14 protein-coding genes and 1 pseudogene are annotated in these 15,305 nt (G+C 58.8%); 4 read left to right on the top strand and 11 right to left on the bottom strand.

Translation table 11 applies throughout. From position 1 onward, the window contains the following. Nucleotides 1–30: 30 nt before the first annotated feature. Nucleotides 31–339 carry a hypothetical protein gene (locus P9250_RS00530; RefSeq protein ID WP_310390672.1) on the top strand — a complete coding sequence of 103 codons (309 nt, stop codon included), beginning with the start codon at nucleotides 31–33 and terminating at the stop codon, nucleotides 337–339. Then, nucleotides 336–1,721, top strand: coding sequence for a DHA2 family efflux MFS transporter permease subunit (locus P9250_RS00525; protein WP_310390671.1), 1,386 nt, complete (start codon nucleotides 336–338; stop codon nucleotides 1,719–1,721). Before P9250_RS00530 ends, P9250_RS00525 begins: the two co-directional genes overlap by 4 nt. 459 nt (nucleotides 1,722–2,180) lie before the next feature. Here the strand turns inward: P9250_RS00525 and P9250_RS00520 are convergent, their stop codons facing one another. The 4 genes from P9250_RS00520 to P9250_RS00505 form a co-directional block, all read right to left on the bottom strand. Next, nucleotides 2,181–3,518 carry an MFS transporter gene (locus P9250_RS00520; RefSeq protein WP_310390670.1) on the bottom strand — a complete coding sequence of 446 codons (1,338 nt, stop codon included), beginning with the start codon at nucleotides 3,516–3,518 and terminating at the stop codon, nucleotides 2,181–2,183. A 120-nt stretch (nucleotides 3,519–3,638) separates the two neighbouring features. Then, nucleotides 3,639–5,318, bottom strand: a complete 1,680-nt coding sequence (locus tag P9250_RS00515; protein WP_310390669.1) for an MFS transporter — start codon at nucleotides 5,316–5,318, stop codon at nucleotides 3,639–3,641. A gap of 109 nt (nucleotides 5,319–5,427) precedes the next feature. After that, nucleotides 5,428–6,192: a 4-carboxy-4-hydroxy-2-oxoadipate aldolase/oxaloacetate decarboxylase gene (locus P9250_RS00510; RefSeq protein WP_310390668.1), complete on the bottom strand. Its 765-nt coding sequence runs from the start codon at nucleotides 6,190–6,192 to the stop codon at nucleotides 5,428–5,430. After that, nucleotides 6,146–7,024, bottom strand: coding sequence for a DUF1932 domain-containing protein (locus tag P9250_RS00505; RefSeq protein WP_310390667.1), 879 nt, complete (start codon nucleotides 7,022–7,024; stop codon nucleotides 6,146–6,148). The genes P9250_RS00510 and P9250_RS00505 overlap by 47 nt, the downstream gene beginning before the upstream one ends. A 257-nt stretch (nucleotides 7,025–7,281) precedes the next feature. On the opposite strand from P9250_RS00505, the gene P9250_RS00500 reads away from it, so the two are divergent. Together P9250_RS00500 and P9250_RS00495 are read left to right on the top strand one after the other, a co-directional pair. Next, on the top strand, nucleotides 7,282–7,956 hold the full coding sequence (locus P9250_RS00500; protein WP_310390666.1) for a GntR family transcriptional regulator: 675 nt from the start codon (nucleotides 7,282–7,284) through the stop codon (nucleotides 7,954–7,956). Continuing rightward, a complete protein-coding gene (locus tag P9250_RS00495) occupies nucleotides 7,946–8,866 on the top strand; it encodes an amidohydrolase family protein (RefSeq protein ID WP_310390665.1) in 921 nt (306 codons plus the stop codon). The genes P9250_RS00500 and P9250_RS00495 overlap by 11 nt, the downstream gene beginning before the upstream one ends. A 492-nt stretch (nucleotides 8,867–9,358) precedes the next feature. Here P9250_RS00495 and P9250_RS00490 read toward each other — a convergent pair whose 3' ends face one another. The 7 genes and pseudogenes from P9250_RS00490 to P9250_RS00460 form a co-directional block, all read right to left on the bottom strand. Further along, nucleotides 9,359–10,087, bottom strand: a complete 729-nt coding sequence (locus P9250_RS00490) for an MltR family transcriptional regulator (RefSeq protein ID WP_310390664.1) — start codon at nucleotides 10,085–10,087, stop codon at nucleotides 9,359–9,361. Nucleotides 10,088–10,448: 361 nt separating this feature from the next. Continuing rightward, nucleotides 10,449–11,762: an IS3 family transposase gene (locus P9250_RS00485; RefSeq protein WP_409014773.1), complete on the bottom strand. Its 1,314-nt coding sequence runs from the start codon at nucleotides 11,760–11,762 to the stop codon at nucleotides 10,449–10,451. A 33-nt stretch (nucleotides 11,763–11,795) separates the two neighbouring features. Then, on the bottom strand, nucleotides 11,796–12,722 hold the full coding sequence (locus tag P9250_RS00480; RefSeq protein ID WP_310390663.1) for a 3-keto-5-aminohexanoate cleavage protein: 927 nt from the start codon (nucleotides 12,720–12,722) through the stop codon (nucleotides 11,796–11,798). Beyond that, entirely contained in the window at nucleotides 12,719–13,567 is an 849-nt protein-coding gene (locus tag P9250_RS00475) for a cyclase family protein (protein WP_310390662.1), read from the bottom strand. Before P9250_RS00475 ends, P9250_RS00480 begins: the two co-directional genes overlap by 4 nt. 42 nt (nucleotides 13,568–13,609) lie before the next feature. After that, complete coding sequence (locus P9250_RS00470) at nucleotides 13,610–13,930, bottom strand: MFS transporter (protein WP_310390661.1); 321 nt, start codon at nucleotides 13,928–13,930, stop codon at nucleotides 13,610–13,612. Continuing rightward, the gene (locus P9250_RS00465) at nucleotides 13,931–14,845 is read right to left on the bottom strand and encodes an MFS transporter (RefSeq protein ID WP_310390660.1); all 915 of its coding nucleotides are present in this window, start codon (nucleotides 14,843–14,845) and stop codon (nucleotides 13,931–13,933) included. Nucleotides 14,846–15,129: 284 nt separating this feature from the next. Then, nucleotides 15,130–15,302, bottom strand: a pseudogene (locus tag P9250_RS00460) (transposase); the annotation flags it as partial. Nucleotides 15,303–15,305: the final 3 nt, after the last annotated feature.

The following is a 15,305-nucleotide window of genomic DNA, read 5'->3' as shown; positions in this document are numbered from 1 at the left end:
CTTCTCAAGCTTTCCTTGAAAGGACGAACCATGAGCTTCATTGCGATCTTTTTTGCGGGGGCCTTCCTGTGCAACGCGATGCCGCATCTCACCGCAGGTCTGCGCGGCGAGGTATTCCCTTCTCCGTTCTCGACGCCGCATGGCAAGGGGCCGTCGTCGCCGCTGGTCAATTTCCTGTGGGGCATGTTGAACGCTTTGATCGGTCTGGCGCTGCTGGTCCACCATCCGTTCGCGCCCGGCGCCAACGTCGATAGCGCGGCGCTGCTCGTTGGCGTGCTAGTCATCGGTGCTTTCACATCGGTTCATTTCGGCCGTGTACGTCGCGAAGGTCTGTTTTGAGCGCGACGCAACGCGATCAGCTTGATCCGCTGGTCTGGAAAATTACCACCGTCGCCGTACTCGGCTCGCTGCTCGCGCAACTCGATGCGACTATCGTCAACGTGTCGTTGTCGGGTCTCGCGCAGGATCTTCATGCCACATTGCCCGACATTCAGTGGGTGACGAGCGGGTATCTGCTGGCGCTCACGCTGGTGCTTCCGCTCAACGGTTGGCTGATCGACCGGATCGGCGGCAAGGCGCTCTACCTATGGTGCTTCTCGTCGTTCACCCTCAGTTCGCTGCTGTGCGGCCTGGCGTGGTCGGCTGATGCATTGATCGGCTTCCGTCTGTTGCAGGGCGCGAGCGGCGGCCTGCTCGCACCGATGGCTCAGCTGATGATGAAGCGCGCGGCGGGTAACCAGTTCACACGCGTGGCTGGCTACGCAACCGTGCCGATCCTGCTCGGGCCGTTGGCCGGTCCGGTGATCGCGGGCGTCATTCTTCACTATGCATCGTGGCGTTGGCTGTTTCTCGTCAACCTGCCGGTCGGCGTGCTGGCGCTGGTCTTGTCGGTGCTGTTCCTGCCCGACGATCGCGAAGCTCTTCGGCCGCGCGAGCTGGATTGGCTCGGTCTGGTTCTGCTGTCGCCTGGACTCGCGTTGCTATTGTTCGGCGCAGAGCGCATCCGGCAGCATGCGGGCATCGTCGCGATGGTTGCGGGCGTCATGTTGCTCGTCGTTTTTTTGCGGGTGGAAGCGCGCAAGGCAGGGCACGCGCTGATCGATCTGAGGCAATTTCACAACCGCACGTTTGCAGTCGCAGCGGTTGTGCAGTTCCTGTCGAACGGTGTGATGTTCGCGGGGCTGATGTTGATTCCGCTCTTTCTCATCCAGGCGTGCGGCCGTTCTGCCGCGGCGATGGGCTGGCTGCTCGCGCCGCTCGGTCTGGGAATGATGGTCGCGTTTCCGCTGCTCGGTTTTCTGACGGGGCGCTTCGGCGGTCGTGCGGTCGCGACCGGTGGCGCGTTGCTGTCGGTTGCCGCTACGTTGATGCTGGTGTGGCTGGCCTCACGCCCGCTGCAGTCCGCAACGTTCGTGCCGGCGTTGTTCGTGCGCGGCGCCGGGCTCGGCGCGACGGCGCTGCCGGCGATGTCGGCGGCCTACGCGTCGGTCGAGCAGCGCAATCTGCCAATGGCGAACACGACACTCAACATCCTGCAGCGGCTCGGTGGACCGACCTTGACGACGCTCTGCGCGCTGGTGTTGGCGGAGTTGCTCGGCGCGCACCCGACGCTTGTCGGGTTGAACGCGTGGGAGGCAACGTTTCTGCTGCTTGCCATGTTGCATGCGGTGATGGCGGTGACGGCGATGCTGTTGCCGGGGCGCAAGAGCGGCAAAGGATGACGCGAGGGGACGTATTTCGACAGTGGATCTGCCGCGATGATCGGCGGCGCGTTGGCGCTGGCCTCTTCATCCCGTTGTTTCGAAGACTTCGACGGCCGCTTTGCCTCTCACAACGGCCATACGCTTCCCGCCAAAGTCGATGTCCCCTTATGGGTCGAGAGTACGCACTGACGACTAGCCGCTTTAGGGCAGCGAAATTTCACCGGCCGCTTTCGAGCGATGAGTTTGAAGAGCGGACTGACACGGCCCGACCCGTAAGAGACGATCGCACCAGTCCGGCTCGATGTCCTTTTGCTAAGCTACTGCGGCCATCTGTGCGTCGACAACCATCTGTCCGACGTACCACCGAAATCGTCTATGTCTCCCGATCCAGCGGTCCATCATGAGTGAGGTGCGTGCGGGGGCAATCTACCCGCGCGGGCAGCGAGTATCGGGACCACGGGGTTAGCGCCAACGCGCTCAACCCGCCATCGCTGGTTTCAACTTCGCGCGAAGACGTTGCTCTGCTTCCTTGACGAACCTCAACCGTACAACGAGTATGCCGGCGGCGACGAGCGTCAGGCTCACGAACGCCAACCCCGCGTAGATGGAACCTGTCGAGTCTTTTAGCGCACCGAACGCAACCGGGCCAACGAAGCCACCCAAATTGGCAATTGAATTGATCGCTGCAAGGCCAACGGCCGCCGAGGAACCCGTCAAGAAAAGTGACGGCATCGCCCAGAAGGGGCCATACGGTGCATAGATGGCAGCGGTGATGACGACGAGCAGCGCAACGGAAACCCAGATATTGCCCGCCGAAAGCGCCATCAAAACGAGGGCAGCACCCGCAACCAAGAGCGGCAACGCAACGTGCCACCGTCGCTCGCCAGTCCTGTCCGAGCGACGGGCCCACCACACCATCACAACGGTCGCCACTGCGTAAGGCAGGCCATTCACGAAACCCACTGCGGTGCTGCTGAGCTCTTGTCCCAAGCCCTTGACGATTTGAGGGGAATAGAACGCTAGGACGTACACCGCAACAGACTTGGCGTAATAGATAAATGCAAGCATCCAAATGCGCGCGCCACTCAGACTCCTCCAGAACGATACGTCTCCATGTTCCTTGACCTTCGCGGCAGCCTCAGCTTCGAGGACGCCTACCAGCCAGGTCTTCTCTTCTTCGCTCAACCATTTCGCATCGCGCGGATGGTCGACCAAGATGCGCAGCGCGAGGAAGCCGAAAAGCACTGCAGGCAGTCCTTCAAGGATGAACACCCATCGCCAGGAAGCGATGCCATTCCAATGGACGTGGTCGAGGATGATGCCGGACAGCGGGCCCGCGATAAGCGTCGCAATCGGTAATGCGATCATGAAGAGCGCCACTACGCGAGCACGCTGCCGCTCCGGAAACCAATACGTCAAATACAGCAGCACACATGGGAAAAATCCCGCCTCCGCGATGCCCAGAATCGTCCGAATGACGGCAAGCTGCACATAGCTCTGCACGAGACCCGTGCAAGCGGCAACCGCGCCCCAAGTGAACAAGATGCGCGCAATCCACTTACGCGCACCGTATCGATACATCAATATGTTGCTCGGCACCTCAAATAAGAAGTAACCGACGGTGAAAAGGCCCGCTGCAACGCCGAACTGCGTGGATGTAATCCCCAGGTCCGAGTTCATCTTGAGCGCAGCAAACCCGATGTTGGAGCGATCGATGAAGGCAATGATATAAAGCAAGACGAGAAAGGGAAGAATTTGCCATTGAATTTTCCGAATTGTCGCCTGATGGTGGTCGGTCTGTGCTGCGTTGGACATGCTGTGTCTCCCTCCTGGGAGCAGCGCTCTCGATCTTTCGATGAGCGCGCGTGCCCCAGGTTTGATTGATTACTGCTTCAACGACGGTTCGCCTACTTTGGGCCCCACTCCCACGCTTGCTTACGTTTCGGCGCGGGACGCGTCGCCGGATACCTCTTTCGACTGCTTCATGAATCGAGATTCAGGCAAAAAGAAAAAGCCGATGACCGCAACAACGCCCGCAACTACTGTCGGGTACCAGAGGCCGAAGTAGATGTCGCCTGTCGCGGCGACCATCGCAAAGGCTGTCGCGGGCATGAAACCGCCAAACCATCCGTTGCCGATGTTGTATGGAAGCGAAGTAGCGGTGTAACGGACCTGCGGCGGGAACAACTCGACCAGCCACGCGGCGGCGGGACTGTACACCATGGTCAGATAGATGACCGGTATCATGATGAGCAGAATGAGCATCGGCTTATTGACGGCCGATGGGTCCGCACTCTTCGGATAACCGTGCTGCGCAAGTGCGGCAGTCAGCGATTCAGTGAACGCCTTGATACGTTGAGTGACCTGCGGTGCGCTAAGGCCCTGAAGGCTACGAAGTTCGACGACCTGGCTGCCCACAATCACGACCGTGGCTGGCCCGCTGGACTGGGACGCGGTGTAATTCACTGCATTCCTCGCCAGTGCCGCTTTCGCCACGTCGCACGGCTTGTTGAAGGTGCTCGTGCCAACAGGGTTGAACTGGAAGCTGCAGTCGCTCAGGTTCGTTTCGAGCTTCACGGGCGAGGTTGCCTGTGCGTACTCGAGTGCCGGATTTGCGTAGTGCATGATCCCCTTGTAAATCGGTAAGTAGGTCAGCGCGGCAATTGCACAGCCGGTGAGAATCACCGGTTTGCGGCCGATACGGTCGGACAGCCAACCGCACAACACATAAAATGGAAGGCACAGCACCAGCGCGATGGTCAGGACCTCATTGGTCAACTTTCCGTCCAGCTTCACCGCTTGCAGCAGGAAGAACTGGATGTAGAACTGTCCCGTGTATGCAACCACGCCGAGCCCTGCGGTGCAGCCAAGCAGAGACGCAATCACAAGCTTTCTGTTCCTGGCGTTGACGAACGTGTCACGCAGCGGCGACTTGGATTGCTCCCCTTTCTCCTGCATCTGCTTGAATTCCGGACTCTCGTTAAGCTTCACGCGAATCCACAACGAGATGCCGAGCAGGACAATGGAAAACAGGAACGGAAGACGCCATCCCCAGTCTCCGAACGAGTCTTCGCCGACACCGGAACGCACGCCCAGAATGACGAAGAGGGAAAGGAGGAGACCGAGCGTGCCAGTCGTCTGGATCCACGACGTGTGCAAACCGCGTTTTTCGGCGCTCGAATGTTCGGCCACATAGGTCACCGCACCGCCATACTCACCGCCCACGGCAAGGCCCTGCAGCAGTCGGAGCACGATGAGCAGAATTGGAGATGCGATCCCAAGGGTTTCATACGAAGGCAGCAGCCCGACAATAAAAGTCGGCAAACCCATCAACACAATGGTGACGAGGAAGGTGCGCTTTCTCCCAGCGATGTCGCCAATGACGCCAAACACGAGCGAGCCGAACGGCCGAACGATGAACCCTGCTGCAAATGCCAACAGGGCAAAAATAAAGCCGGCGGTTGGATTCACGCCAGAGAAAAACTGCTTCGCGATAATCGCGGAGAGCGAACCATAGAGATAAAAGTCGTACCACTCGAACATCGTCCCGAGGGACGATGCAATGATGACCTTCCTTCGCTCACTCGACGACGTTTGGGATTTCAAGGCAAGCATTCCAGTCTCCTACTATCTCGTTCAGGAGCCGGAACCTGCGGCTTCCAACGGTTCCGGCGGGGTCGTTGCGCTGACGACTATCCGATGGCCTCTGTCAGCAGAGCGCTACTTAAACCATCCCGAACTTTTCCAGCTTGTCTCCCAAGCCGAGCAGCTCGACCATGCTCTTGCCAGCGGCGATTCCTTCGCGGATTCCGTTTTCCTTGTCCTCGCGCGCGCGGCTGAGGCGAATGACCTCTTCGACTTCGTCCTGTGCGACGACGACCAGTCCGTCGCGGTCACCGACTACGATGTCGCCTGGATTCACGACAACGCCGCCGATGGTGACGGGAACGTTGACCTTCCCGGGTTGATTCTTATTGGTGCCTTTGATGGACAGGCCGCGCGAGAACGTCGGAAAGCCCAGCTCGATGATGGTATTTGCGTCACGAACAGAACCGTCGATGACCAACCCGACAATGCCCTGTTTCTGCGCAGCCAGCGTGAGGAGATCGCCCCACGGACCTGCCTCGATGAAGCCTTTGGCATCTATCACGAGCACGTCGCCTGGCTTCGCCTTCGTCAGCGAGTAGTGAATCGCCAGGTTATCGCTGGGGCGAATGTCAACGGTCAGCGCGCGGCCAGCCAGACCCACCGTCGGGTCGATGGGGCGCAGTGCGCCGTCAATTGCGCCTTTCTGGCCTTGCGCTTCGTGAATCGTTGCGGTGCCGAGTTGCTTGAGCGCTTCGATTTGTTCATTGGTAACGGACATGACCTTCTCCAAAACAATAGGGTGAGCAGGGGCCTGACAGCCGCACTGCCAAATGGACTTCGGGATTTCGTTGGGGCTAAGCTGCTGCTTTCTCAGGCTCTGACGAGAGCCAGGTAAGCGCATCGGCCAGCGCGGGCTTCTCGGTGGGAAGCGGAAATGCGTCGAGCTTGTCCGCGGTACGTGCAAAGCGATGCTGCACACCGTCAAGAACATCCGACACGATGCCGATCGCAGCAAGTTGGCGCTCTGCCTCTTCGACTTCATGCTGACGGCGACGAGCATGGATAACGTGCGTCGTCACCAGCATCTCGAGGAACTGCGGCAACGAGGCCTTATCGATGTCCTGTAGCACCTCGTAAAGCGCCGGGCGCAGCCCTTGTCGTTCCGCTGCCATCAACACCTCAACGGCCAGCGCCTCCATACCCTTCGTAAATACGCTGCGCAAGATCTTCAGCGACATCGCGTCCCCGGCACGGCTGTCCGGAAGGACTCGCGGCGCCACACCTGCAGCTTCGGCCAGAATGGCTGAAAACAAGGTCGCACCATCCCCTGAGCAAAGCAGCGGGGTGCGTGCGCCAAAGAGTGCAATCGCCCCCATGATCGCCACGTCGGCGTATGCGATTTTCTGCGAATTCGCGAGGGCCTCCCCCTGACGCTTCGTCTCCGGAGATGCTGTCGTGAAGTCGGCGAACAATGCTCCTGGCTTCATGTACTTGAAACAGCTCTGGGCAACCTCATGCGATTTCGTCCCTACAACACATGAAAAAACGCAGTTGGCCTCGGAAAGCCACGGCCCCACTGCCTCGTTGATAGGCAAATTGACGTCGCTTGCAAGCTTTGCCGCCAGTTCCGATACCCGCTGCTCGCACAGCATCAATTTGTTTTGAGCCATGCCCGCAAGTGCGCTCGCGTAGCAACGCCCGACCTCACCCAACCCCACGATTGCAATATTCATGAACTCCTCCTTGTGACGGGTTAACAGTACAAATAAAATACAATCGTCACAAGCGGACTTTGCGGAATGCCGGGAAAACCCCTAATCTATGGCATTCTGGACGAGTGGCAGGGCGGGTCCGGGACAATCGAAAAACAATGTATGATGTAGAATCACTAAGGGCAGGAGACGGTGCATCTGATGGGAGTGGTTCGCCAAACGGGCAGTCGGGGCGGACCGACTGCCGGTCGAGAGAGCTACGCGAGATGAAAAAAGGAATGGAATCCGCCTACGACACGATGCGTAAACGCATCCTGTCGGGCCAGTACGAGCCGGGCACGCAGCTTAAAGAGGAACACCTCGCTGAAGAACTTGGCATGAGCCGAACGCCGGTAAGGGCCGCGCTGAAGAAGCTGTCTGACGACAAACTGGTCTCCGTCGAGGCAAACCGCGGTGTGTTCGTTGCGGGATGGACGCGGTGGGACATCGAAGAAATGTTCAGTCTTCGCGCCCTACTGGAGCCGCACGCCGCGCGGCTTGCCGCCGAGCATGCCACGGATGACGACATCGATGAATTGAATCGAATCAACGCTGAGATGGCCAGCGCGATTAAGAGCCAGTCGGAGGATGCAGTTCTGCGGATACAAGCAGCCAATCGAGCGTTTCACATGCAGCTACTCGATTGCGCCAAGTCCCAGCGCCTGAAATCGATGCTGGTCACGCTCATCGACATGCCGGTCATCACACGGTCCTTCTTCCTCTACTCTGCACCGGACTTCGCACGAAGCCTCCAGCAGCACGAGGACATCGCCTACGCTGTGCAGACACACGACGGTCAACTGGCCTGTAGTCTGATGGAGTCGCACATTCGCTTGTCGTATCGTCGCTTCATGAAAGAGCGAATTGACTCCGGCCAGAGGCTGAATCAGGCACAGACGCCGCATGAGCATTAACTTGCGCAAGGCCGGCGCTCAGACAGCCAATACAAAGAAAGAACAATCCAGTGGTGAGCATTTCGACATGATCCCTTTCTCTGCCGGCGATAGTCGCCCTACTGTCGCGCTGCCTGAAGACGCTTGCGACTGCCACATGCACGTTTTCGATGACCGGCTGCCCCCAGTTGCTGGCGCGCTACTTACACCGCCCACCGCAACGATTGACGACTATCGAAAACTGCAGGCAAGGCTTGGATGCAGCCGTCATGTGCTCGTGCAGCCTTCGACGTACGGCACTGACAACAGCTTAATGGTGTCGGTGCTCCGCGAGAATCGCACCATGACTCGAGGTGTTGCGGTCGTCAATGACAGAGTGACCGACGTTGAGCTTCTCGCGCTCGCCGATGCTGGCGTCGTCGGCATCCGATTCAATCAGGTGCAAGCCGGCGCGACGTCACTTGACATGCTGCATACGCTCGCTCCCCGAATCAATAAATTGGGCTGGCATATCCAGCTTCATCTGACTGGACAACAACTCATCGAGAGCGCACAGCTGCTATTGGCACTCGACGTTCCGGTTGTCCTTGACCACTACGCGCGGTTGCATCTTTTCCCGAGACTGGCGAGCGAACTGACAGAAAGCGTTCTGAGGCTCATGGATTCTGGTCGCGTCTGGCTCAAGCTCTCCGCGCCGTACCTGTCGAGTCAGGGCCAACATCCGCCGTACACCGACTTGGGGAAGGCTCTTGAATTTCTGACGCACAGATTCCCAGAACGGCTCGTATGGGGTTCTGACTGGCCTCATGCGACCGAACAAAAAAAGCCGGATGACGCCAAGATGTTGGATTGGCTCGCGGGGCAGACATCCATTTCGATGCTGAAGAAATCTGTATTTGTCGATAACGCCGCCTCGCTGTACGGTTTTTAGTTGGCTCGTGCGTCGGAGTCACACGCCGACGCGTATCGATAAGCAGACTTCCGGCTGGCTGATCACGGAGCCTGCATTGGACGACAGATGCGATCCCTTGGCCTGGTCCGGCAGACTGCTATCGGTATAAAGCTGCCATCTGAATGTCCGAGCGACGCTAGTATCGAACGTCTCAAAGTGGCCGATTGGGTGAGGTCGCCAACGGCCGCTTATTGGCGCTCCAGTTCGCGAAACCTGAAATTAGCTGACTGACCGCTTCGGAGAAAGTTATCTGACCGGAGTGGGTCGCGTTCTGCCGGTCGCCTGCGCTAGGCAGCAAGCGGCCACAACTGGTCGGCCGGGTGTGTCCGCTTTCGGATTGTCCAAACAGTTGGTCGCCGGCCGCCGTGCCTGTTGAATCCGGCCGAGTGAAGCAAGTCACAATGGTGCCGCGCACGTGGCCTTGTTGATCGAACCTATTTTTTCTCAATGGTGCGCGCATTCTTTCGGCGCTTATTTGGGCAGTTCTTCCGCGTCCGCCATAATTTTGATCAGGTCGTGCGTCATTTCCCTTGGCACCTGCGACACGAGTAGCCGTAGCTGTAACTTGAAGAGATTTAACCTTCGAGCCCAGAAGCGTTTACGTTCACCTGTCGTTTCGTTGCACTGCGCTCGGATAGGATCCAAACTATCGCGGGCCTGCTGAATCTGGATTGCGAACTCGCCTTTGAAAGGCATTGGTATAAGTCGCGTTCCCGTCACTTTCACGCGCGTGCCCTTAGCTTGAATCTGTTGCGCCATCGAACTAATGTCAGCGAGCAACGCCGAGATCGAGGTGCGAACTTTATCCGCGCTAGTCTCTGGATAATCATCGTCAAGGTAGCTGAAGGACATATTCCTCGCATACGAGGCTAACTTGTCCTGCATTAGGCTCACGTGCTCCCAAGCATGCGCGAACTCATTCCTGATTTTGCGCAGGTACTCGAGGTCTTTGAACTGTTCCTCGTTGATCAAACCGAGGGCGTAGCTGGCCTTGATCCGCGATGAGAATGTGCCCAGCGGCGCGTTGAAACCCGTAAGCAGATCTTTGCTCGCCTCGACGGGCAGCATGAACGCTTCGATAAGCCGTCCCAAGGCTTCCTCAGCGAACGCGGCCAACGACAGGATCAGACCACGTTCGTCGTGGTCGTGCAGCGTCCTCGTTAGTCGATTCAGCGGGCTGAAAACATTATCTTCTTTCATTGAGTGCTCGTCCTTCTTTGGGGGCGCCATGTTTCTCCTTGATGTTCATAGGCAGTGAGGCTCATTGAACCATCTCGATCTTGTGGCTGTCGACCTCCTCAGCGAATCTCACCCATAGCGAAGATCAATGCGTCCGCTTTTCGTCAATCAATCGCCGAAAGCGGAGGTCCGCTCCGGGTCGCTTTCACCCATTAGGAAACGAAGGAAATGCTGCCGGGTGACGTCGCGAGATAGGAGTGCGGTGGTGGAAGGCGGTGAATGTCCGTCGTCATGGACTGAGCTGCCGGTTATTGGGCCCAAGCAAGTGGTACGGCAGTGAGATCGCCCCGCGACGGATTTGCAGTCAAGGGTTCAACGTTATCTAGCCTCCGTTGAGTGTTGAATCGCGAGTTGTCCACGGACGGGCAACGGGTCGCTTTTCACGACCACGACGCTGCCCGTCGGTGGGCAACTCGCAGGGTGATGCGGCTTTTGTCTTCGCGCTCAGGTTTTCGAATTCGAGCGGCGAACAAAATCCGATGCTGCTATGCAGGCGGCGTACGTTGTACCAACCTTCCAAGAATGAGAAGATGCACCGCCGTGCTTGTTCGTGGGTCACGAAGTGTTCGCGCAGCAGCAGATCTGCCTCAAGTGTGCCAAAAAAGGATTCGCACATTGCGTTGTCGTAGGCGTCGCCAGCTGTACCCATCGACGGCTGTACACCCGCTTCGCGGCAGCGTCGCCCAAATGCAATTGACGTGTATTGGGATCCTTGGTCGGTATGCAGGATGACGCCCTCGTGACGCCGCTGCTGGAGCGCCATGGCGAGCGCGCGTAACATAAATTCAGTGTACAAATGGTTCGACATCGCCCAGCCGACAATGCGCCGACTGAATACATCGAGCACCACGGCCAGATATAGAAAGCTTTCCACCATCGGAATGTAGGTGGCATCTGCGACCCACAGTATGTTAGGCCCCCCAGCATTGAAGTGCCGGCGCACCAAATCCGGCGCGCGCCGTGCTCCCGCCCGCTGACGCGTCGTATGTGGCCAGCGCCGTCGGCGTGCTCCCCTTAGGTCCGCAAAGCGCATTAGGCGCGCGACTCGCTTGCGTCCCACGTGCACACCTTCGCGCGCGAGTTGCAAATGGATGCGCGGCGCCGCATACGTACTCCGCGAACTCGCATGTAGCGTACGAATGCGTGCGAGTAATTGAGCATCGCTACGTGATTGCCTAGACGGCTCACGCACCAGCCACGCGTAGTAACCGCTGGTCGAGACTCCCAACAGCCGTGCCATCGTGGCAATGGGCCAACGGGCCCGGTTCGCTCTCATGAATCCGTATCCTTCGAAGATACGGCTCCTGTCTCGCGGGCGAACCAGGCCGCGGCGTGAGAGAGAATGTCGCGCTCCGTTCTTAGTTGCCGATTTCTCGCGGCGCAAACGGGTGAGTTCCTGGCGCTCAGCGGTGGTTGAACCCTCCTGACGCACACCGGCGTCAATATCCGCTTGCGCGACCCAGTAAATTATCGTCTGCACGCTAGGCTCGAACTCTCGCGCCAGCTCCTCAGGTGTTCGGCCTTCACCAGGGCAACAATACGAGCCCGGAACTCCGCCGGGTACGGTGCTCGATGCCTGCCCATTTTCACCACCTCCTTTTACAAAGAATAGGTATCCTTTTTTCCCGGTCAACATATGCGCCGGCGACTTCCTCACAGGTGTTTGCGTTCAAAACGCGACGTTTTGCCGACCTTTTAACTTCAGGATCTCGCGCGCCTCGGCTGGAGTGGCGATCTCCAGCCCAAGCTCAGTCAGGATGCGGCCGATTTTGGCCACCTGCTCGGCGTTCGAGATGGCAAGCTCGCCGCGCCCCTTGAATAAATTGTCTTCCAAGCCGACGCGCACGTTCGCTCCCATGACCGCGCCCATGGTCACGAATGGCATCTGCTGGCGACCTGCGGCGAACAGTGACCAAACGTAATCTTTGCCGAACAGGCGATCGGCCGTCTGTTTCATCAGCAGCACGTTTTCTGGGTCGGCGCCAATGCCGCCCATCACACCGAACACCGATTGGATCAGGAATGGTGGTTTGACCAGGCCGATCTCGACGAAGTAGGCCAGGTTATACAGGTGGCCGATGTCGTAGCACTCGAACTCGAATTTGGTGCCATGGGTCTTGCCCAGCGTTTCTAAGATGTAGCGGATGTCGCGGAAGGTGTTGCGGAAGATGCCGTCTTCGGTAGCTTTCAGATAGGGCACCTCCCAGTCGTGTTTCCATTCGCGAGGCTTATCGGCCATGCGAAACATGGCGAAGTTGATCGAGCCCATGTTCAGCGAAGCCATCTCCGAGGATGCGCGCAGCGCGCCTTCCAGCCGCTGCTCGAGCGTCATCGTTAAGCTTCCGCCCGTGGTGATGTTGAGCACGGCATCGGTCTGCTCGGCGATGCGCGGTAGAAACTGCATGTACGTGTTGGCAGAGGGCGTGGGGCTACCGTCGACAGGATTGCGCGCGTGGAGGTGAATGATGGCCGCGCCGGCCTCGGCTGCAGCGACGCTCTGCTCGGTGATCTTGTCAGGCGTGCAGGGCAGGTAGGGCGACATCGTGGGCGTGTGTACGGACCCGGTAATGGCGCAGCTGATGATGGTCTTGCTCATGAATGTGTCTCGTTGTGTGATGGAGGGATGGCGAGTGGATCGGGGGACGCGGCCAGCCGGTCGTCGAAGATGGCGACTGCGCGCGTCCAGCCAGCCGAAGCGTTGCGAATTTTGTGGGGGAAACAGCTGATGAAGAAGCCAGCGGGCGGCAGCGCCTCTAGGTTGTGCAGCTTCTCAAGATGGCAGTAGCCGATGTCGCGGCCGGCCTTGTGGCCTTCCCAGATCAGTCCCGCGTCATGGCTCTCGGCGAATTTTTCGGCGGTGTAGACGAAAGGTGCATCCCAGCTCCAGGCGTCGGTGCCGGTCAGGCGGACGCCACGCTCCAGCAGGTACATGGTGGCGTCGTAGCCCATGCCACAGCCTGCCGAGACGTAGTCGTTATTACCGTAGCGACTGCCTGCGCGGGTATTGATCACCACGATCTCTAAGGGCTGCAGCACATGGCCGATGCGCTTAAGTTCGGCTTCGACGTCGGTTGCTCTGACCACGTATCCGTCGGCGAAATTGCGGAAGTCCAGCTTCACGCCGGGCTGGAAGCACCACTCCAGCGGCACCTCATCAATGGTCCAGGCACGCCTTTTCTCGCCCAGAGCTTTGTCCATAGTGCTGTGGAAGTGGAACGGTGCATCGAGGTGCGTGCCGTTGTGGGTGGAGAGCGTCACTCTTTCAACGGCCCAACCCTCGCCGTCAGGTAGATCCTCTTTCTTCAGGCCAGGAAAGAACGGCTCGATCTGGTCGACCGTGTTCTCGTGAGTGAAGTACTGGATATCGGGCCTGAAGGCGGGTGGATCGGAGACGACGTCGTTTTCCAGGTAGATGGATAGATCGACGAGGCGGCGGGTCATCGGGGAACTCCTATCATTTGGGGCGAGCAGAACATGTCGGGCTCAGCGCGCCGCGACGACTTCTTCCGCAGGAAGTTTTTGTTCGGGTGGCAGCATCATCACAACCGCAGCGGCAGCCACGAAGACGCCACCGCACACGGCAATGCTGGGACCGAAGCCGAAGGCACTGGACATAGAGTTCAGCAGTAGCGGCGCGAACGCGGAGAAGCCGCGTCCCACGTTAAAGCAGAAGCCCGTGCCTGTAGCACGCACCTGGGTCGGAAACAATTCCGCGAAATACGAACCCATCAGCCCCGCGAAGGCCATGAAGAAGGCGAACACCGGGCCGAGAAACAGCAGGAGCGTCTGGTCGGTGGCCTGCACCTAGAAGGGCAGCAGAAGGCCTGAGCAGCCCAGCGACAGGCTCAGTGCCGTCTTCTTACCGATGCGGTCGGCGATGTATCCGAAAGCGTTGTAGCCGATGAACATGCCGACGTTAAGCAAGGCGAGGAACCGCGCCATGGTCCCCACGTCAAGTCCGCGCTCTTTCACCAGGAAAGTTGGCAGCCAGGTGCTGGCGCCCCAGTACGCGGCCAGAGCCAGCGCCGAGGTCAGCGTACCCAGTATCGTCACGCGCAGCAGGGCGGGGGCGAACAGCGGAGCTAATCCTCGTTCACCAGCGCTCTGGTGTTGGCCGCTGTGCTTGTGCTGCTGTTTGGCCCGCCAAGCCTCGGACTCGGGGACGCATAGCCAGACGTAAGCCATGGCGATCACGACCGCGGCACCGCAGGCGAAGAACAGCACGCGCCAGCCGTATATGGGTAGTACGTAGGCGGCCGCGGCTGCGGCGACGGCCGCGCCGATGGAGAACGAACTGAGCACAAAGGACGTAGCCCGCGCTCGCTGATCCGCAGGCCAGGTTTCGTTCACATGTGAGGCGGCTATGCCAAACACGCTGCCGAAACCCAGGCCGGACAGGAACCGCAGCACCAGCACTTCGCGCCAATCGGTTACCCCGGCGATCATCATGGTGAGCAAGCCGAAGCTCCCCAGCGAGAGTAGCAGCACGGCACGGCGCCCCCAGCGGTCGGCTAAGGGACCCATTACCATGCCGCTCATGCCAACACCAAGCAAGGTGGCTGTGACCAGCAGTCCAGCCTGCGTCGGAGCGATTTGCAAGGACGCTCTGATTGAGGGCATGGCAATCGCTAGGATGATGATGTCCACGGCTTCAAACATGTAGCTCAAGAAATATCCGGTCAGCACGCGCCATTTCAATGTGAATGCGAGGGGGGGCATGGGTGTCGTCTCCAAGATTGTCTTGATCTTATATTGACTGTACGTACGTGCAGTGTTCGAAAAATGATATACGGTAAGTAAAGTTAGTCAATTCTTTCTTTCGGAAACACCATGGGGAAACCTTGGTTCTCAGTTGGGGAACCCATCAAGGTTGACCTTGCATAATCGACCGTTTGCCGGCGATGCTCGGCAGTCTGAATCGCTAGCCGCGTCTAGTCCCGAGCCTAGACGCGCTAGGCTCGCGCAAAGGTCACCAGTGCTTCAAATGCTGCATCAGAAAGTCGTCTGACCGCAATCAGCCTCATCGGAAGCTGTTTGCGAGACACCCAAAGGCCTGCAGCCGTCATCAGGGAACGAGTCGTCTGACGGCCAGTTCAATGCCGTGGCATTCCCGTAACTTCTCGCATGCCAGCGTCGAACCAAAATCGGCATAACGCTGGCGGATCAGCGCGAGCGCATG

The sequence above is a fragment of the Caballeronia sp. LP006 genome, from assembly GCF_031450995.1.
Taxonomy (GTDB): domain Bacteria; phylum Pseudomonadota; class Gammaproteobacteria; order Burkholderiales; family Burkholderiaceae; genus Caballeronia.
Note: the sequence above shows the minus strand (reverse complement) of the source record. Positions and strands in the feature narration are given on the sequence as shown.